At 53.6% G+C, this 19,226-nt stretch carries 14 protein-coding genes and 1 pseudogene; 8 read left to right on the top strand and 7 right to left on the bottom strand.

Translation table 11 applies throughout. The features are described 5' to 3' along the window. Positions 1-145: 145 nt before the first annotated feature. Both iolD and CJP72_RS18915 read right to left on the bottom strand, forming a co-directional pair. Positions 146-2,071, bottom strand: coding sequence for a 3D-(3,5/4)-trihydroxycyclohexane-1,2-dione acylhydrolase (decyclizing) (gene iolD, locus CJP72_RS18920; protein ID WP_162382874.1), 1,926 nt, complete (start codon positions 2,069-2,071; stop codon positions 146-148). Positions 2,072-2,082: 11 nt separating this feature from the next. Continuing rightward, the gene (locus CJP72_RS18915) at positions 2,083-3,588 is read right to left on the bottom strand and encodes a CoA-acylating methylmalonate-semialdehyde dehydrogenase (RefSeq protein WP_162382873.1); all 1,506 of its coding nucleotides are present in this window, start codon (positions 3,586-3,588) and stop codon (positions 2,083-2,085) included. A gap of 215 nt (positions 3,589-3,803) precedes the next feature. On the opposite strand from CJP72_RS18915, the gene CJP72_RS18910 reads away from it, so the two are divergent. Continuing rightward, positions 3,804-4,637 (top strand): MurR/RpiR family transcriptional regulator, encoded by an 834-nt coding sequence (locus CJP72_RS18910; RefSeq protein WP_162382872.1) that lies wholly within the window; start codon positions 3,804-3,806, stop codon positions 4,635-4,637. A gap of 103 nt (positions 4,638-4,740) precedes the next feature. Here CJP72_RS18910 and betA read toward each other — a convergent pair whose 3' ends face one another. The 4 genes from betA to speB form a co-directional block, all read right to left on the bottom strand. Beyond that, positions 4,741-6,432, bottom strand: coding sequence for a choline dehydrogenase (gene betA / locus CJP72_RS18905; RefSeq protein WP_238340113.1), 1,692 nt, complete (start codon positions 6,430-6,432; stop codon positions 4,741-4,743). After that, entirely contained in the window at positions 6,432-7,973 is a 1,542-nt protein-coding gene (locus CJP72_RS18900) for a purine-cytosine permease family protein (protein WP_162382871.1), read from the bottom strand. Before CJP72_RS18900 ends, betA begins: the two co-directional genes overlap by 1 nt. Positions 7,974-8,115: 142 nt before the next feature. Continuing rightward, the gene (locus tag CJP72_RS18895) at positions 8,116-9,627 is read right to left on the bottom strand and encodes an aldehyde dehydrogenase family protein (protein WP_162382870.1); all 1,512 of its coding nucleotides are present in this window, start codon (positions 9,625-9,627) and stop codon (positions 8,116-8,118) included. An 88-nt stretch (positions 9,628-9,715) separates the two neighbouring features. Beyond that, positions 9,716-10,693 (bottom strand): agmatinase, encoded by a 978-nt coding sequence (speB, locus tag CJP72_RS18890; RefSeq protein ID WP_162382869.1) that lies wholly within the window; start codon positions 10,691-10,693, stop codon positions 9,716-9,718. 153 nt (positions 10,694-10,846) lie between these two features. Here speB and CJP72_RS18885 point away from each other — a divergent pair, with 153 nt between their 5' ends. The 3 genes and pseudogenes from CJP72_RS18885 (at position 10,847) to CJP72_RS18875 (ending at position 12,651) form a co-directional block, all read left to right on the top strand. After that, complete coding sequence (locus CJP72_RS18885) at positions 10,847-11,758, top strand: LysR substrate-binding domain-containing protein (protein WP_162382868.1); 912 nt, start codon at positions 10,847-10,849, stop codon at positions 11,756-11,758. A gap of 442 nt (positions 11,759-12,200) precedes the next feature. Then, positions 12,201-12,305 (top strand): annotated as a pseudogene (locus tag CJP72_RS25620) (hypothetical protein); the annotation flags it as partial. Further along, positions 12,286-12,651, top strand: coding sequence for an aryl-sulfate sulfotransferase (locus CJP72_RS18875; protein ID WP_238340112.1), 366 nt, complete (start codon positions 12,286-12,288; stop codon positions 12,649-12,651). The pseudogene CJP72_RS25620 and the gene CJP72_RS18875, both read left to right, overlap by 20 nt. Before the next feature lie 183 nt (positions 12,652-12,834). On the opposite strand, the gene CJP72_RS18870 is transcribed toward CJP72_RS18875, so the two are convergent. Further along, positions 12,835-13,689 (bottom strand): leucine-rich repeat domain-containing protein, encoded by an 855-nt coding sequence (locus tag CJP72_RS18870; protein WP_162382867.1) that lies wholly within the window; start codon positions 13,687-13,689, stop codon positions 12,835-12,837. A gap of 559 nt (positions 13,690-14,248) precedes the next feature. Between CJP72_RS18870 and CJP72_RS18865 the strand changes: the two genes are divergently transcribed. The 4 genes from CJP72_RS18865 to lhgO all read left to right on the top strand — a co-directional run bounded on the left by CJP72_RS18865 (position 14,249) and on the right by lhgO (position 19,225). Further along, the gene (locus CJP72_RS18865) at positions 14,249-15,196 is read left to right on the top strand and encodes a hypothetical protein (protein ID WP_162382866.1); all 948 of its coding nucleotides are present in this window, start codon (positions 14,249-14,251) and stop codon (positions 15,194-15,196) included. Between the two features lie 41 nt (positions 15,197-15,237). After that, positions 15,238-16,668 carry a DUF2272 domain-containing protein gene (locus tag CJP72_RS18860; RefSeq protein WP_162382865.1) on the top strand — a complete coding sequence of 477 codons (1,431 nt, stop codon included), beginning with the start codon at positions 15,238-15,240 and terminating at the stop codon, positions 16,666-16,668. A 287-nt stretch (positions 16,669-16,955) separates the two neighbouring features. After that, positions 16,956-17,933 (top strand): glutarate dioxygenase GlaH, encoded by a 978-nt coding sequence (gene glaH / locus CJP72_RS18855; RefSeq protein ID WP_162382864.1) that lies wholly within the window; start codon positions 16,956-16,958, stop codon positions 17,931-17,933. A 23-nt stretch (positions 17,934-17,956) separates the two neighbouring features. After that, positions 17,957-19,225 (top strand): L-2-hydroxyglutarate oxidase, encoded by a 1,269-nt coding sequence (lhgO, locus tag CJP72_RS18850; RefSeq protein ID WP_162382863.1) that lies wholly within the window; start codon positions 17,957-17,959, stop codon positions 19,223-19,225. Position 19,226 lies beyond the last annotated feature (1 nt).

Here is a 19,226-nt window from a genome sequence, read left to right as displayed (position 1 = left end):
TGATATTTGAGGCTGGTTTTGTTATCAGTCTCACAACATTTTCATCAGAATTGGCGAAAGAAAGAATGGAATAGAAATTTCATTGAAGTAAAAATCGGATGAGAGATAGCGCCTCTGACGATGTGCCAGGGGCGCTATTGATAGCTTAATATTGGCGGGCGTTCTTCAACTGTGACTGCGTTTGTTCTGCGGCATGGCGCACCTGTGGCGACTCCGCCACCTGTGCGTCGCCGGTTCGCCACCATGACCCGTAATCATGGGTCATGGTTTTCGGCAGCACTTTGATGTCCAGCAGTGTGGGTCCGGGGTGCGCACGCGAGGCTTCCAGCGCCGCCAGCAGGCTCTGTTCGTCGTTTACCCGCCACGCCCTGCAACCGTAACTTTCGGCGTTTTGCGCAAAATCGACCTGCACCAGCGGGCCATCCAGCAGCCCGGTTTGCGGGTTACGCTGACGATTCTCGGTGCCAAAACTGCCCATACCATGCCCCATCTGCAAATTATTGATACAGCCGAACCCGGCATTATCAAAGAGCAGAATGGTGATTTTCACCCCTTCCTGTACCGCCGTTTGCAGCTCGGAATGTAGCATCATGTACGAGCCGTCGCCCACCATCGCATAGACCGGCTGCTGGGGTTTCGCCAGCTTTGCCCCCAGCGCGGCGGCAATCTCATACCCCATACAGGAGTAACCGTATTCGAGGTGATAACTGTCGGGGGTTTTCACCTGCCAGATACGCTGTAAATCTCCCGGTAGCGATCCTGCCGCCCCCACGACAATGGCATCGTCCTCAATATGCTGGTTGATAAGCCCGAGAACCCGTGTCTGTGTCATGCGCGTGTTAAGCGCCTTGCTGTACTCCGCCAGTTGCGCATCGAGATGTCCGGCAATTTCAGGCGCCTCGTCCGCTTGCCACTCGCGTGACCACAGGCGAGAACACTCCTCATGCCAGGCTGCTTTCGCCTGCGCCACCTCGCTCCCCCAGTCGCTACGATAATCCTGAAGACGCTCCGTCAGCGCCGTCATCCCGGCACGGGCATCGGCCACCAGCGCCGTCGCATCCAGTTTCAACGCATCGAACTCCGCGACGTTCAGCAGGAGGAACTCCACTTCCGGATGTGAAAACAGCGCTTTGGATCCGGTAGTGAAATCGGTCAGGCGGGTGCCAATACCAATCACCAGATCGGCCTGAGGCGCCAGTTGATTCGCCGCCAGCCCGCCCGTCACCCCAACGCCGCCAAGATTCAGCGGGTGATCGCTCGTCAGCGCCCCTTTTCCGGCCTGGGTTTCCGCAAACGGCAATTGCAGCGTTTCGACAAACTGGCGAAACGCCTCGTGAGCGGCGGAGTAACGCACCCCTCCGCCACACACCACCAGAGGACGCTGTTTACGGGCAATCAGCGCACGCGCCTGCTCAAGCCGTTGCGGATCGGGCGGTCGTCTTTCAATGTGGTGAACACGACGCGCAAAGAAACTCAGCGGATAATCCCAGGCTTCGCCCTGCACGTCCTGCGGCAGACAGATCGTGACGGCACCGGTATTCGCCGGATCGGTCAGGACCCTCATGGCGCTCAGCATAGCGCTCATCAACTGTTCCGGGCGATTGATACGGTCCCAGTAGCGCGAAACGGGACGAAAACAGTCGTTGGTGCTGATGCTGAGATCATGATATTGCTCAATTTGTTGTAACACCGGGTCCGGCTGGCGGCTGGCATAAATGTCGCCCGGCAGCAGCAACAGCGGGATACGGTTCGCGGTGGCCGTCGCGGCGGCGGTGACCATGTTTGCCGCCCCCGGTCCCACCGATGACGTCACCGCGTAGATACGCTGACGCCGATGCTGTTTGGCGAATCCCGTCGCCATGTGCGCGATCCCCTGCTCATTGCACCCCTGATGCACTTGCAGATGCCCGGCATCCTCCTCCAGCGCCTGGCCAATCCCGAGCACGTTGCCGTGGCCGAAGATGGTGGCGACGCCTTCGACGAAGGCCATCTCCTGGCCATCGACGCAGACATACTGTTGGTTGAGGAACCTGATCAGGGCCTGCGCCATGGTCATACGTTCGGTTTTCATAAATCCCCCTGTCAGCCCAGTGTCGGCATGGAGAAGGCGGCGGCGCTGTCTTGCTGCATTTCAGGCCAGCGCGCGGTGACCGTTTTCATGCGAGTATAGAAACGCACGCCGTCGTTGCCATGCACGTTGAGCGGACCAAAAATGGAACGCTTCCAGCCGCCGAAGCTATGAAACGCCATCGGAACCGGAATCGGCACATTAATCCCCACCATCCCCGCCTGAACCTCTTCGCTAAAGCGCCGTGCGCAACCGCCGTCGCGGGTAAAGATGGCCGTTCCGTTACCGTATTCATGGCGATTGATCAGGTCAATTGCGTGGGCGTAATCCGCCACTCGCACGATAGCCAGCACCGGACCGAAGATTTCCTCTTTATAGATAGTCATCTCAGGCGTGACGTTATCGAAAAGAGTCGGCCCGACAAAATAGCCCTGCGGGTGGTCTTTGACGCTAAAGCCGCGACCATCCACCCGCAGCGTCGCGCCCTGCGCTTCGCCGCTGTCAATATAGCTCAGCACTTTGCTGCGGTGCGCAGCAGAGATTAACGGCCCCATTTCATTTTCCGGCGTCTGATCCAGCCCCGGACCGACACGCAGCGCGGCAATTTGTTTCTCAAGGCGGGCGCAAAGATCATCCGCCGTGTGGTCTCCGACCGCCAGCACCACAGAGAGCGCCATGCAGCGCTCGCCCGCCGCACCGTAGGCTGCCCCCATAATGGCGTTTGTCGCCATCTCCATATCGGCATCCGGCATCAGAATGCAGTGGTTTTTCGCGCCGCCCAGCGCCTGACAGCGTTTACCGTGTGCCGAGGCCGTCTGATAGATGTACTCAGCAATCGGCGTTGACCCAACAAAACTCACGGCCTGTACGCGCGAGTCGGTCAACAGCACGTCCACGGCTTCTTTATCGCCTTGTACAACGTTAAACACGCCATCCGGCAACCCCGCCTCTTTCAGCAATTTCGCCAGCGCCACCGCCAGCGAGGGATCTTTTTCCGACGGCTTCAGCACGAACGTGTTCCCCGTCGCCAGGGCTATCGGGAACATCCACATCGGCACCATCGCCGGGAAGTTAAACGGCGTGATCCCAACGCAAACGCCCAGCGGCTGCATCAGTGAGTGGCTGTCAACGCCGGTGCCGACATTCGCCGAGTGCTCCCCTTTTTGCAAATGCGGAATGCCGCAGGCAAACTCCACCACTTCCAGCCCGCGCGTCACTTCCCCTACCGCATCGGAATAGACCTTGCCATGTTCTTCGCTGATAACTCGGGCCAGCATTTCCATGTTCTGCTCCAGCAGCGCTTTAAACCGGAACATGACACGCGCGCGTTTCAGCGGCGATTGCTTTGACCATGTGCCAAATGCCTGCTGCGCTACCGCAATGGCGCTTTCCGTTTCCTGCGCCGTGCTCATCACCACCTGACGAATTTGCTCGCCCGTGGCGGGGTTAAAGATCGCCTGAAGGCGCTGGCCTGCACCAGTGACACATTCGCCGTGAATAAAATTCGCTACCGTCTCCATCCTGAACCTCTCGCTGTGAGTACATGACTAATTCCCAACCACTGTATATGAAATAAACATTCTATTTTAAGTTGAAATAAAACAAATATTGATTATTGTGATCAGGGATGGATTTTTATGTTAACGATCTGCCGCACCATGGCAGGTATGACACTGGCATTTGAAATGTGTAATTTTGCGTTTAGAATCAGAAAACTAAGCATAGAGAGAAAAAAATGACGACAGCATCCAGTCTGAGCGAGTTGCAGCAGCAAATTCGCGACCGTTACGATACGTTAAGTAAGCGGTTGCAGCAGGTGTCCCGCTACGTGCTGGATAATACGAACAGTGTGGCTTTCGATACCGTCGCTGTCATCGCCGAGCAGGCAGATGTCCCGCCTTCGACGCTTATCCGCTTTGCGAACGCGTTCGACTTCACCGGATTCAATGAAATGAAACAACTGTTTCGTATGAATCTGGTGGAAGAGACGGCCAACTACAGCGATCGTGCGAGACTGTTCAGGGAGATGGAAAGCGAATCGGTGCCGGAAACACCGCTGGAAATTCTACAGGAATTTGCCCGCTCGAATGCGCAGTCACTACAGCAGTTAGCGTCACGAACTGATCCGGAGATGCTGCAACGCGCCGTTCAATTACTGGCAGAGGCCGACACGATTTATATTGCCGGATTGCGCCGCTCGTTTAGTGTTGCCGCGTATCTGACCTATGCACTGAGCCACGTCGAATGCCGACCCATACTGCTTGATGGGATGGGGGGAATGCTTCGTGAACAGATCAACCGCATTAAAACGCGCGATATCGTTATCTCCATTAGCTTTTCCCCTTATGCAGAAGAGACGCTGATGGTCAGTGAAATCGCGGCCAAAGCAGGGGCAAAACAGATAGTGATCACCGACAGCCAGATAAGCCCGCTGGCGACCTTTAGCGATCTCTGTTTTGTGGTGAAAGAGGCGCAGGTGGATGCCTTTCGATCGCAATCCGCCACGCTTTGCCTGGTCCAGTCATTGGTTGTCGCCCTGGCTTACCGACAGGGAAACGGTAACAAATAACCGCAAGCCAGCAGTTATCGCGCGCGGCGCCGTATGCCTTCCGTGGCAATGGCGATGTTCCCGTCATGCCAGGAACATCGCCGAACACTGAGCAAAACCGTATTCAGACGGCCACTTTACGGCGAGGTTCGTGGGTACGTTGCTGCGTTTCCCACTTGTCTGCCAGGCCGACTTCAACTTCTGACGGCGCGAGCATCATACGACCGCGAACCAGATCCGCCGCACGTTCCGCCAGCATGATTGTCGGCGCATTCAGGTTGCCGTTCGGTTCTGTGGGAAACACGGAAGAGTCAATGACCCGAACGCCTTGCAGACCCTGTACGCGCAGTTCGGAATCCACGACCGCCAGCGAATCTTCTCCCATCCGACAAGAGCCACACGGATGCATCGTGCTTTCCATGTTAGCGCGGACAAACGCATCGATCTCCTCGTCCGTGTTCACGTTCGGGCCGGGAGCCAGTTCCTCACCACGAAAACTGTCCATCGCGGGCTGACCGATGATCTCACGCGTCAGGCGCACGCAGCGGCGAAAACCTTCACGATCTTCTTCGCGCTCCAGGTAGTTAAACCGAATTTCCGGATGCTCATACGGATCGGCAGAGCGTACCCGCACATAGCCACGACTCTTCGGTTTGTTAGGACCGGTCAGCACCATAAAGCCGTGTCCCTTAAACGGTTTATCGCCATCGTAACGCATTGCCGCAGGTAAAAAATGAAACTGAATATCCGGCCAGCGCAACCCCTTCTCAGAGCGGATGAATCCACCCGCTTCGAAATGGTTGCTCGCCCCCAGACCATCTTTAAACAGCAACCAGCGCAGGCCAATGAGCGCTTTAGAAAACAGGCCCATTTTGCTGTTCAGCGAAACTGGTTCTTTGCACTGGAACTGGATATAAATCTCGGCGTGATCCTGCAAGTTTTCCCCGACGCCGGGGAGATCGTGTTTCACCTCGATACCGGCCTTACGCAAAACCTCGGCAGGGCCAATGCCGGAGCGTTGCAACAAGTGAGGAGAGCCGATCGGACCAGAAGAGATCAACACCTCTCGCGTACAGCGCACGGTGTGGATTTCTCCCCCTTGTTCATATTCGACGCCAACAACGCGTTTACCTGCCAGCACCAGCTTACGCGTCATCGCATGGGTGACGACGGTCAGGTTCGGTCGTGTCATGGCGGGTCGCAGATAGGCATTTGCGGTAGACCAGCGTACGCCATTCTTTACCGTCATGTGCATCGCGCCAAAGCCTTCCTGCATATAGCCGTTGGTATCATCCGTTTTGATGTAGCCCGCCTGCGCGCCGGCTTCCACCCAGGCGCCATACAGCGGGTTTTGCATATTGTTGCCGTTGTTGGTGCTGAGCGGCCCTTCCGAACCGCGATAATCATCGCCGCCAAACTTGTAGTTCTCCGCTTTGCGAAAATAGGGCAGACAGTGGCGGTAACCCCAGTTTTTGGCTCCTAACGACTCCCATTCGTCGAAGTCGTAAGCATGGCCCCGGATGTAGACCAGACCGTTGATCGATGACGATCCGCCCAGCACTTTCCCGCGCGGGCAGTGCAGACGACGCCCATCCAGATACGGTTCCGGTTCGGTTTCGTAGTGCCAGTTAAATTTTTTGGTGTTCATCGGCATCGAGAACGCGCTGGGCATCTGGATAATGATGTTGCGATCGCTTCCGCCGTACTCGAGAACCAGTACGTTCACCCGCGAGTCTTCGGTCAGGCGATTTGCCAGCACACAACCGGCCGAGCCTGCCCCTACGATGATGTAGTCGAACTGTTTAGTAGACATCATTATCTTGCTCCATTTTGGTTCTGGACAACGGCGACGGGTACACCTTTATTACCGGTGGTGTACTCCGGCATGTGTAATTCGATATGCGAAATCACGGCTTCTTCATGATGCAGGTTCAGCGAACGGCAGGAGACGTAGTAGACGATACTGGAGGCGATAAGCCCTACCAGCCAGGCCAGGTCAACACTGCCCATCGCGCGGGCTATCGGCCCGACAAATACCTCACGACCGCCGTCGAAGATGCAAAAGAACGGCACCATCGCAAGAAAGCCTGCAAGGTAGGACAACAGCCCGCGCGCGCCCCAGCGACCATAAATGTTGCCGTGCGGCTGGAAGAAGTGCGGAATGGCGTAACGCCCTCTGCGGACAAAGAAATAGTCCGTCAGATTGACCGCCGTCCAGGGCACCAGGAAGTACAACATCACCACCAGATAGATGTTCAGCACGGACAACCCCGAGCTGGAGTTGTAAATACTCATCGCCACGCCCAATTGCAGGAACACCACAAAAATGATGGCCACGATGCGCGCTTTGGCCGTCGGTTCAATCTTTCTGAAGGAGTCCACGCTGGTAATGGCGGTCAGTTTGGCGCTGTAGATATTCATCGCGATCACCGGCAGGAACGCCAGGATAGTGATGGCCACGACGGCAGTTCCCAGATAGGGAGAAAAGTTGGCGCCAACCATATTGAGCGCCACCAGCACATCGGTCGCGCGCAGATGAGAGGCCAGCCAGCCGCCCACCGAGATCATCCAGGCCCCCGACAGCGATGCCCCTAAAAACACGGCGGTGATCAACTTACCGCTGGAGGTATTTTTCGGCAGATAGCGCGAATAGTCGGACACATACGGTGCGTAAGCGATGTTGTAACTGGCCGCCGCCGCAAACTGCGCAATGAAGCCCGTCCAGTTAAAGCCCAAAGGCGGCGCCTTTGCCGCCCCTTCAACAACCGGAGCGTCATGAACCCAGCCCATCAGCACCGCCAGCGTCACCAGACCGTACAACGGCAACGATAAAAACAACGACCATTTGAAGGTTTTGTGCATCCAGTCGTGGCCGAGGATAGCCAGAATGGTCGCCGGTACCGTCACCGCCAGCGCGACCTGAAACGGGTTCCAGCTAAACAGCGTTTTCAACCCCTGCATCATCAGCACCAGGTTGACAATATTGAAACCGGCAAACACAAACAACGTGGCTAACAACACCAGTACCACGCCGCGATAGCCAAACTGCGCGCGCGACTGGATCATCTGCGGCAGCCCCAGGTGCGGCCCTTGTGATCCGTGGAAAGCCATGAACAAGGTCCCGAACATGATGCCCAGGGTGCCCGCAATCGTGGTCCATAGCGCATCAAGTCCGACGCTTGGCCCAACAAAACCGATGGTCATGGTAAAAAAAGTAAAATTGCCGACAAACCAGAAGGGTCCCTGACTGGAGAGTTTATCGGTGCGTTCCTGTTCTGGCACAAAGTCGATCGAGCGTCCTTCTATTGGACTTTGTTCACTGCTTGTCCCTTTCACTGCGGTTGATTCTGGTTGCATAAGGTCCCCCTGAGGAGAGAAGGGTGAAGCAATAAGAATTCATTAAGCCAGGCATCTGCCGGCTCGTTAGCTCAGTGCGTTGTGCCGTATCGGGCCGCTTCCGGTCAGCATGACGCTGCGCCGGAAGGGCCGATAAGTTGGACTATGATGGCAAGGTTATCCACACCGTTTTGGTTTCCATCAGGTAGTCAAGCTGCTCTGGCCCCAGATCTTTACCAAAGCCAGACTCCTTGAAACCACCGAACGGCAGCGCCGGGTCGATGGTGCTGTGCGCGTTCACATATACCGAACCGGCATGGAGCTGAGGAATGAGGGTATGCACACGGGCCAGATCGTTTGAATAGATGGCGGCCGCCAGGCCAAACGGCGAGTCGTTGGCAAGTTCAATCGCTTCTTCGACGGTATCGAACGGCGCGGTGACCAGTACCGGGCCAAAGATCTCTTCGCGCACGATGCGCATATCATTGCGACAGTGCGCAAAAATGGTCGGTTCGACGAAGAATCCCTCACGCTCCTGGGAACGTCCGCCATAGTAAACGGTCGCCCCTTCGCGCACGCCAGCGTCAATGTAGGACAGCACCGTGTCCTTCTGTTTGGCGGAAACTAACGGACTAATGAAACATTCCGGATCGAGACCCGGAGCCATCTTCAGCGTGGCGGTATAGTCGGCAAGCGCTGCCAGGAAGCGGTCGTAAATACTGCGGTGAATATAGGCGCGGGTCCCCGCGTCGCAGACCTGCCCGGAGTTAAAAAACACCCCGTTGGCAACCGCCTGGGCGGCGGCGGGGATATCGGCATCGTCGAGTACCAGTACCGGGGATTTCCCGCCCAACTCCAGGGTCACACGTTTGATGTTTTCGACAGCGGTCTGCCCGACGGCACGACCAACCGGCGTCGAACCGGTAAAGGTCACTTTGTCGATCCCCGGATGGGCGGTCATCGCCGCGCCAATCACACTGCCGTATCCGGTGACGATATTCACCACGCCATCCGGAATCCCCGCTTCCTGCACCAGTTCAGCAAAACGCAGGGTCGATAATGAGGTCAGTTCGGCGGGTTTAATCACCGCAGTACACCCCACTGCCAGCGCCGCCGCCAGTTTCCACGCCATGGTTTGCAGGGGGAAGTTCCACGGCACAATCGCGGCCACCACGCCGATCGGCTCTTTACGGGTATACGCCAGATAATTGCCCGGCAGCGAGGGTTCTACCGTACGGCCATGCAGCTTTGAGGCCCAGCCCGCGAAATAACGAAACGTGTCGATGGTGCCCTGGATATCAACATCGCGCGCCTGTGTCACCGATTTCCCCATATCAATGGATTCGATCTCGGCCAGTTCTTCGGCATTGGCTTCAATCAGATCTGCCAGGCGATGCAGCATACGCTCGCGTTCCAGCGGTTTCAGACGACGCCACTCACCGTGGTCGAACTGTTGGCGAGCCGCCGCCACGGCGCGGTCAAGGTCAGACGCGGTCGCCAGAGGAATCGTGGTCAACACGCCCTGCGTGGAAGGCTCGATAACGGCGCTAACCTCCCCTTCGCTACCGTCAACCCACTCTCCGCCAATAAACATCTTCTGCGGTTTGCTCAGAAAGCGTCGTGTCGCGTCTAAAATACCGTAATGATTGAGATAGTGTGTTACTGCTGCATCCATTTAATGATCCTCTTTTTTTACACCCGATTTTTGACTCACGGGTTTTGCAGGTAGGGTTCAGAGGGTGGCGATACCACCCACTTGTTGCTTAACGATTCTGGGATTGCTTACGCTCGTAGAAAATAAAACCAATACTGTTCATCAGCAGTTGGGCGGCCAGAATGGAGGTCACGCCGGTGGGATCGTAGGCGGGGGCCACTTCGACCAAATCCATACCGATAATGTTGCCGCCGCTGCGTTTCGCCAGCGCCTGAATAATCTCCAGCACCTCGTAGTACTGGAAACCCCCGTGACTCGGCGTACCGGTGCCAGGGGCAATCGAAGGGTCAAACCCGTCGATATCAATGGTGAGGTAGTAGTTGCAGCCCTGCGGGATCTGCTCCAGCACGCCTTCGACGCCTAAACGGCGCACATCACGTACCGACAGGATATTGGAACCCGCCGCACGCGCCGCGTCGTAGTCGCTGCGGTTGGATGAAGAGACGTTGCGGATACCGAGTTGCGTCATGCCCGCGATGTGATTCATTTCTGACGCGCGGCGCAGCGGGCTGCCATGACCGTAGCGCACACCGTGGCGCTCATCGACGAAATCGAGGTGAGCATCGAAATGGACGATGTGAATTGGCCCGCGCCCTTCATAGGCCTTAATGACCGGAGCATGAATGGAATGGTCGCCGCCCAGCACCACTGGCATCGCGCCGGAAGCCAGGATTTTACGCACCGCCAGTTCAATGTTCGCGTTACTGCTGGTCATATCGGTATGCACGATGTCCGCATCACCCACATCAACCATCCGTACCTGATCCTGCGTCAGATACAGCACATCGTCTTCATGATCATAGGCACCGGCATGACCAAACGAGAACAACGTAGACGCCTCACGAATACCGCGGGGTCCAAAGCGGGCGCCTGAACGCCATTGCGTCCCCATATCGTTGGGCGCGCCAAGGATCGCGACATCGGCATCAATCTCTTCCCAGTTGAGGCATACCGGCGCTTTAGCAAAAGTACAATGGCCGACAAACGGTAAATTTAATCGTCCGGACTCGTAGTTATTGTTCCCCATACTTTCTCCCCCAGTCAGTGAATTTTCTGAAATGGCCAGGCACAGGTTGACTTGCCATAACAATGACTATGGACAACAATTTGCATGATAAAAATAGAAAACATCAGATATTCATATCGGCTTTTCCGAAGTAACACATGAGGGGATAGAGACGTGAATCAACTGCAGAATATTGACCTAAAGCTACTCAGAATTTTCATGACCATAGTGAAATGTAACGGTTTTTCTGCAGCTCAGGCGGCGTTGAATGTGAGCCAGTCCACGATTAGCGAACATATGACCAGCCTTGAAACACGCCTCGGCGTCAAATTGTGCGAACGCGGGCGCTGTGGGTTTCGACTGACCGAATACGGCACTGCCACCTACGAGGCGGCACAGCGGCTATTTCTGGCGGTGGATACGTTTTGTATGGATACCTCAGCGCTCAAGCGGCACATCTCCGGCAAGCTCTATCTGGGCATCATTGACAATACCGCCACCGACAGCGACAGCGTCTTGTCGCGCGCGTTGCGCAAGTTCGTCTCCCACGGTCACGATGTGCAACTGGATATCTACATTGGTACGCCCGCAGAGCTGGAAGGACGCGTCCTTGACGGGCGACTGCACGTCGCCATTGGTCATTTCCCGTTTGAGGTGGCAGGACTCTGTTATACGCAGTTATACGATGAACCCGATGGTCTGTATTGCAGCCGCTATCACCCGCTTTTCGATAATCCGCCAGGCGGCGATGCCCTCATCGAGGCGATTCGTGAGAGTCAAATTGTCGCGCGCGGCTTTTTACAACAACACGATCTGCAATTGCTCAAATCAAGCTATGCCGCGGCCACCGTCGACAATGTCGAAGCCCAGGCTATTCTCATTCTGACCGGCGCGTACCTCGGTTTTCTGCCCCGACATTATGCCCGCCAGTGGGTCAACGCTGGCCAAATGCGCCAGCTGGAGCCTGAGCAATTTGGTTCTAAATGGCCGTTTGCTTCGATAACAAAACGGGGAGCCACGCAACCGGCAATCCTTCGCCTGTTCATGGAGGAGTTGATGAGTCATGCGTATTCTTCATCAGCCTGACTGATAACGTTGAGGAAAAAGAGCCACCGGAAATGACAGAACATCGGGCAGTCCCGATAATTTCCGGTGATTCCCGGGATGATGCCCCCCAGTTAACGTCTTATTTTTCTGTTAAAAACTGCAACCACTGTAATAATATTTACATTAACAAACCAACACGTCGTTATTCTGATGTTGGCATTGCGATAAGATTAGGTATGTGACAAGAGTCATTAACTCTTTTTACAGAAAAATTTATCTATTATTAATAGAAAAGCATTAAACGCAAAGTACACGTTAATCGTTCAGGCAACGCCCTACCTCACCATCATCCAGCGCACCTTTGCGTGCACTGAAGAAAATGACGAAGGCAGGGATGCCAGAAAGCGTGCGTATTACCTAAAAATCCGACCCGTTACAGAAACGCTCACCCTACGTCTGATTTATTCAACAAAGCCCCCACAATCATCAGTGCCGCTCGATGTGGCAATTACTGAAAAAGGTTAGCCATTTTCTGGAAACCGTCAGATCATTTCCAGGAGGAAAACATGGGCAAGCACAAGTGTAGCGGTATTAAGCACAGCTATTTAGAGATACCCAATAGTCATCAAAATATTATTGATATCTCAATCCTGAATAACGGGAATTACCGTTCCCGTGATGACGATACCAGTGTTGAGCCATGGAATAATGAAAGCCGAATTGGTAACTATCGAATTGATCTCAATAAGATGACGGTTCAGCTCTTGTCTGAATTAGGTTCAGGTCCAGAGGGCTACAGTAGCCTCTGTGGTGCCAAGCAAATTATGCCGAATGATAACATCGTTGTTTGTTATGGAGGGGCTACGTTTGACGGCACGGGATTAACATTTACTTGCGATCCTGGATTTAGCGATGTTGATTACCACGTCTGAGATGGTTCCGCAGAAGGGAAATTACCGCTGCGTGAACTCGATTCGCAGGGGAACATTCTCGTGGATATCACTATTGGTTCCTATACCAACACAGAGAAATTGCGCTCAGTCATTTGCTGCCAAGGAGGCAAAGACCTCCTCGGCAGATACTCCTTACTTTCTCAATTTTATGGGATTTTTACATCATAAGGATATTGTTAAATCCTGATAGACAGTTGCATCGAGGGTTGCACTCGCCTTGCCTGCATAAACTACCTGTGAGATTGAATAAGTGACTTGCGTAAGGTCTGGTGGCAATTGTGCCCAAGTGATTACCCCACTATCATAAATCCCGCCATCACTAATGTAAGATGGAGGAATAATCGAACCATCTACGTTAATGACGGGATCCTCAGCAATGGCACTTCCATTATTTGGTACAGCAGTCGGATGAATTTTTTGCCCTGTCAGAGTTAATGCTGAAAGGTTAACCAATGATGCTAACGGCGAAAAATCCCAAAGCTGATTAACATCCATATGCAACTGGGTTAGTTTAGAAAAATTACTACAAACGGAAACATCCTTCAGTTGATTATTATTTATAGAAAGATAATCAAGATTAATTAATGTTGATAATGGTGATATGTCTTTAATATAGTTTTGACCGATGTCGAGAGAAGTCAAATACTGCAAACCAGAAAGGGCATCCACACCTTGACTTATACTATTATTAGCCGCTTCAAAATATGTAACATTAATCAATTTCTTTAACGGCTCAAGAGATGTAATATGATTACCGGTAAATCTAAGATCTGTTAATTTAGTGAGTTCTGAAACAGGCGTTATATCTGTTAATTGATTATATGAAGCATCAAAACCATCAATGTTTATCAGATACTCTGCACCAGTAATATCAGCTATTCCTTGCTCAGATGCCATAATTCCCCCCTCCAAAGTGGCTAATTGCTCATCGGTGATGTCGGCACCCTCTGGTTGCTCCAGATAGGCATTCAAGCAACGGCGAAAATGATCATCTGGTATATATACAATAACAGCCATGTTGTGTATTCCTTCATTAAGTAAGTGAGATTACACGTTATGCGTTCTTGTATAATATAACTGTGAACACCCTCAATTAAAAATAAAAAAGAGTAATAATCACTCCACAAAAAAATAAACAGGACTTAGATCTCATAGTTTAAAAAATAAGAATTTGTCCTAATAATAATGACAAACAATATGATGCCACTTATTTATTTGCTCTATCCAACTATGTCCAGCACAATCCGCACGACCCGAATTTTGATGATACCTACGCTGCGATACGGTACTTTATGAGGATTCAGCACAGGGAATAATTAAACGCCCTGACCTGATGGAGCAGATGAACGACATCATCACCTTATCATTTTATTATTCAGCTTCACTGCCGCATCACCATCATCACTGATTTCTCAATGGGAAACCCAGCGGGATGCAACGAAGGATTGATCCCGCGCGGCAAATTACGACAAAAATATTAACGATTGTTTAGGGTATCTGATTCATATTTCAGGGAGAAATCTACACGATTTCCGGCAGTGGTTGACCGAACACACCAGGTGGTGAGGAAAACAACATGTTTGGACTCGAGACGCTCGATGCACTGATTGGGCTGATGACCGTGTACTTTACGTTTGGCATTGCCTGTACCGCTATCGTTGAGGCCATTTCTGCCTGGAGCAATATCCGCAGCAAAAATCTTGAAATGGCGCTAAAAGAATTATTTTCAGGAGAACTGGCGCCGAATGAACAATTTATCAGCCAATTTTTTGCACATCCTTTAATTCAGTCCCTCAGCAAAGGCAAAAACGGTCTCCCCTCTTATATTCCCCCTGAGATTGTCGGACAGGTCGTGGAATCGCTGGTGGTGGGAAAAAGCGTCATGGCGACGTTGTCCGCAGGGGTGAGTTCGCTGCCGGGAACGGCGGAAAATAACCGTATCAAAGGGATCCTTGAAACCGTCGTGATGCAGACCGAAAACGACGCAAGGCAGTTTCGCAAAGCGGTCGCAAAACAGTTTGATGCGGTGATGGATCGCGCCTCCGGTTGGTACAAACGCAAAACGCAGACCATTACGCTTATCGTCGCCGCAGTTTTGGTTCTCAGCGGAAATGTCGACTCCATCCATATCGCGACAGTACTGGCCACCAATCCTGCGGCCCGCGAAAAAATAGTGAACATCGCACAGCAGACACTGACTGAGGCGAAAAAGCGGGCCGAGGAAAAGACGAGTAACACGCCGAAAACCGACGTTGAACAAGCGACAGAAAAGGGCACAGATGCCACTGCAGAATATAAGCGTGCAGTGGCAACCTTTGAGGCTACCGGTCTCTCATTCGGATGGAAAGATTTGCCACAAAACGTGTGGGAATACCTGGCAAAAGCAGTGGGATTGCTGGTGACGATTTTCGCCGTCTCTCTCGGAGGACAATTCTGGTTCGACACGCTTCAGCGCGTCATGCAGATACGCTCTACAGGTCCAAAACCCCCTGAACCAGACCCGCCCGCGCGTAAGAAAAAGTAAGCGATGTGCATTCACTCACTCTCGATAACAGGAGGGTTTTTATGCTACTCACACCCGTGCAAAAAAGTCTTTGTGAACGCGTCCTGAATGCGTTTGAAACCGGTTCAGCCGAAGGGAATTATTCCGTCATCGCCATATTCCCTGATGGCCCACATCAGATTCGACAAGTGACTTTTGGCCGTTCACAAACCACCGAATACGGCAAACTGAAGGATCTGATCGCCCGATACGTCAATGCAAACGGGCGATTCAGCGCCGAACTTGCCCCTTTCGTGCCCATGATCGGAAATACTCCGCTGGTTGATCATGAGCAGTTCAAAAGCCTGTTGCGGCGTGCAGGCAGCGACGACCCGATAATGAAGCGGGTTCAGGACCAGTTTTTTGATGAGCGCTACTTCGCTCCCGCCCTGAAATGGGCACAAACATTTGGCTTTAAAGAAGCGCTTTCCATGCTGGTCATCTATGACTCGTTTATCCATAGCGGCAGCATCTTACCGTTCCTGCGCTCCCGTTTTCGTGAGGTTCCTCCGGCCAGCGGAGGCAATGAGCGCACATGGATTTCCGAGTATGTCGGGGTACGCCATTCATGGCTTGCCAACCATAGCAATCCGGTTCTTCATCCGACGGTTTACCGCACCCAATGTTTGCGCCGCGAAATTGAACGTAATAACTGGGATCTTTCAAAGGTGCCTATTAATGCCAACGGTATCCCCGTAGGGCCAGCGCCCGACATACCGGCAGATCCGGTCGTGATTCCGCTAATGGATCAAGACACGGTGCCGTTTCTTGGCGAAGCGACAAGTGGAAACGGTGTCGCCTCCCCCGTATCAGAGACACAACCGGCGGTGCCTTCCGCTAGCGGTTTTACCGCCAGTGCGGCGTCAATCGCGACCGAAGAATGGCGATTTTTCGGCGATCAACGTTACAACCGCAGCGGCGGCATCATCCATAGCGGGCGTAAAGAGGGTGAAGATGGCTGGTGGCAACGCGTCGGCCTGTATTGGGAGAAGATTGGACGGGATGATTTGGATGGGCGGGATCATGACTGGCCGTGGTCAGCGGCGTTTATCTCATGGGTGATGCGCCAGGCAGGAGCCGGGAATCGATTTGCCTACTCAGCCTCACATGCCACTTACATCAGTAAATCGATCCGGGACAGAAATCAGGGTAACGCCAATGCGTTGTATTGGGGCTACAGGCTCAATGAGCGTAAACCCCAGGTGGGCGATCTGGTGTGCTGGGATCGGGACCCCGATAAAGTCGTCGACTACGATCACCAGCATCTGGGCAATTACAGCAGTCATACGGATTTAGTGGTTTCCGTTAGTGCTGATGAAATTGAAATTATCGGCGGCAATGTCGGGAACTCGGTGACACGACGTCCGTTAGCGCTCACAGCCGACGGTTTTCTGGCCACTGGCGCGCAAGGTGGTGAAACGCTCTTCGCCATCATGGGGTATCGTTTTGGCTGAGGCATCCCCTCTCCTGTGACTTATCTACGAGTACACCGCTGGAGCGGCCCTCCAGCGGCACCTCTCATTAACACACTGTTTTCAATTAAATTTAGCTAAAAACCGTCCCTCTCCCGCCTTTATCCACACAATCTATATTGTTAAATATTTGTTGCCACCGATCACAAAAATTAAACAATTTGGCCGTTTTATATGCGTTTATTGAAAATGTAGATATTTTTAATTTATGGCTACGAAATGAGCATCGCCATGTCTCCCACGACAATCTACCGAGAGGATCGATTCCGATGAATGCACTGACTGCCGTAAAACCCAACGCTGGAGATTTAGACCGGAGCTACACCGGTTTCACTGTCGCCCCGTCTGCACAATCCCCGCGACTGCTGGAACTGACGTTCACCTCCGACACAACTCAACACTTCTTACAGCAGGTTGCGCAGTGGCCAGTGCAGGCGCTGGAATACAAATCATTTTTACGCTTTAAGGTGGGCAAGATCCTCGACGATCTTTGCGATAACCAACTGCAACCGCTGCTGATCAAAACGTTGCTGGAGCGAGGCGAAGGCGCTCTGCTGATCGGCGCTGAAGGGGTCGACAACGTGGCGCAGGCAGACGACATGGTCAAGCTGGCTACCGCCGTAGCGCATCTGATCGGACGCTCCAATTTTGACGCAATGAGCGGTCAATACTACGCGCGGTTTGTGGTGAAAAATGTCGACAGCTCAGACAGCTACCTGCGCCAGCCTCACCGCGTACTGGAATTGCACAATGACGGAACCTACGTTGAAGAAATCACCGATTACGTGCTGATGATGAAAATTGATGAGCAGAACATGGAAGGCGGTAATTCGCTGCTGCTGCATCTTGATGACTGGGAGCACCTGGAAGAGTACTTCTCGCACCCTCTGGCACGCCGTGCGATGCGCTGGGCAGCGCCGCCGAGCAAAAACGTCAGTCAGGATGTTTTTCACCCGGTGTTCGATGTTGACCAGCAGGGCCGCCCGGTCATGCGCTACATCGACCAGTTTGTCCAGCCGAAAGATTTTGAAGAAGGCACCTGGCTTAGCGATCTTTCCGACGCCCTGGAAACCAGTAAAAACATCCTTTCCATTCCTGTTCCGGTTGGCAAATTCTTGCTGATTAACAACCTGTTCTGGCTGCATGGACGCGATCGCTTTACTGCGCACCCTGATTTACGTCGTGAACTGATGCGCCAGCGTGGTTATTTCGCCTACGCCGCTCACGGCTACCAGACGCACCAATAAGCGCCACCCGAGGAACAGAGCGGATGTATGATTTTGTGATTATTGGCGGCGGCATTATCGGCATGTCGACCGCCATGCAGCTGATTGATGTCTACCCGGACGCCAGAATTGTTGTGCTGGAAAAAGAGTCCGCACCGGCCTGTCATCAGACGGGCCACAACAGCGGCGTGATTCATGCGGGGGTTTACTACACCCCTGGCAGCCTGAAAGCGCAGTTTTGCCTGGCGGGAAACAAGGCGACGAAAGCCTTCTGCGATCAAAACGGCATTCGCTACGACGAATGCGGAAAAATGCTGGTCGCCACCTCCGAACTGGAAATGGAACGGATGCGGGCGCTGTGGGATCGTACGGCCGCCAACGGGCTGGAGCGCGAGTGGCTCAGCGCCGAGGCGCTACGCGAACGCGAGCCGAACATTACCGGACTGGGTGGCATTTTTGTGCCTTCCAGCGGAATTGTCAGCTACCGGGAAGTCACCGAGGCAATGGCGAAAATCTTCCAGGCGAAAGGCGGCGACATTGTTTATCACGCCGAGGTGAGCGCCCTGAAAGAGCACGCCGCTGGCGTGGTTGTCCACACCCGGCAGGGACAGGAGTTTGAAGCCTCGACGCTGATTAGCTGCTCCGGGCTGATGGCCGACCGGCTTGTCAAAATGCTGGGGGTCGATCCCGGTTTTATCATCTGCCCGTTCCGTGGCGAGTATTTCCGTCTGGCGCCTGAGCATAATCACATCGTCAATCATTTGATCTACCCGATCCCCGATCCGGCAATGCCGTTTCTGGGCGTGCATCTCACCCGCATGATCGACGGTAGCGTCACGGTCGGTCCCAATGCCGTGCTCGCTTTCAAGCGCGAAGGCTATCGCAAACGCGACTTCTCCTTCAGCGACACGCTGGAGATCCTCGGCTCATCCGGGATCCGTCGTGTGCTGCAAAACAATCTGCGTTCAGGCCTCAGTGAAATGAAAAACTCGCTGTGCAAAAGCGGCTACCTGCGGCTAGTACAAAAATACTGCCCGAGCCTGACATTACAGGATCTCCAGCCCTGGCCTGCGGGCGTACGGGCGCAGGCGGTTTCACCCGACGGTAAGCTTATCGACGACTTTCTGTTTGTGACCACGCCGCGTTCTATCCATACCTGTAACGCCCCTTCTCCTGCGGCGACGTCGGCGATTCCGATTGGCGCCCATATCGTCAGCAAAGTGCAGACGCTACTGGAGAGCCAACCTCATTCCGGACGCACGCTGCGTGCGGCACGTAGCGTGGACACCTTACACGCCGCATTTACCCGTTAAC

The organism is Citrobacter sp. NCU1 (genome assembly GCF_010231475.1).
In the GTDB taxonomy this organism is placed as follows: domain Bacteria; phylum Pseudomonadota; class Gammaproteobacteria; order Enterobacterales; family Enterobacteriaceae; genus Citrobacter_D.
This window is presented reverse-complemented; position numbering and strand designations above follow the sequence as displayed.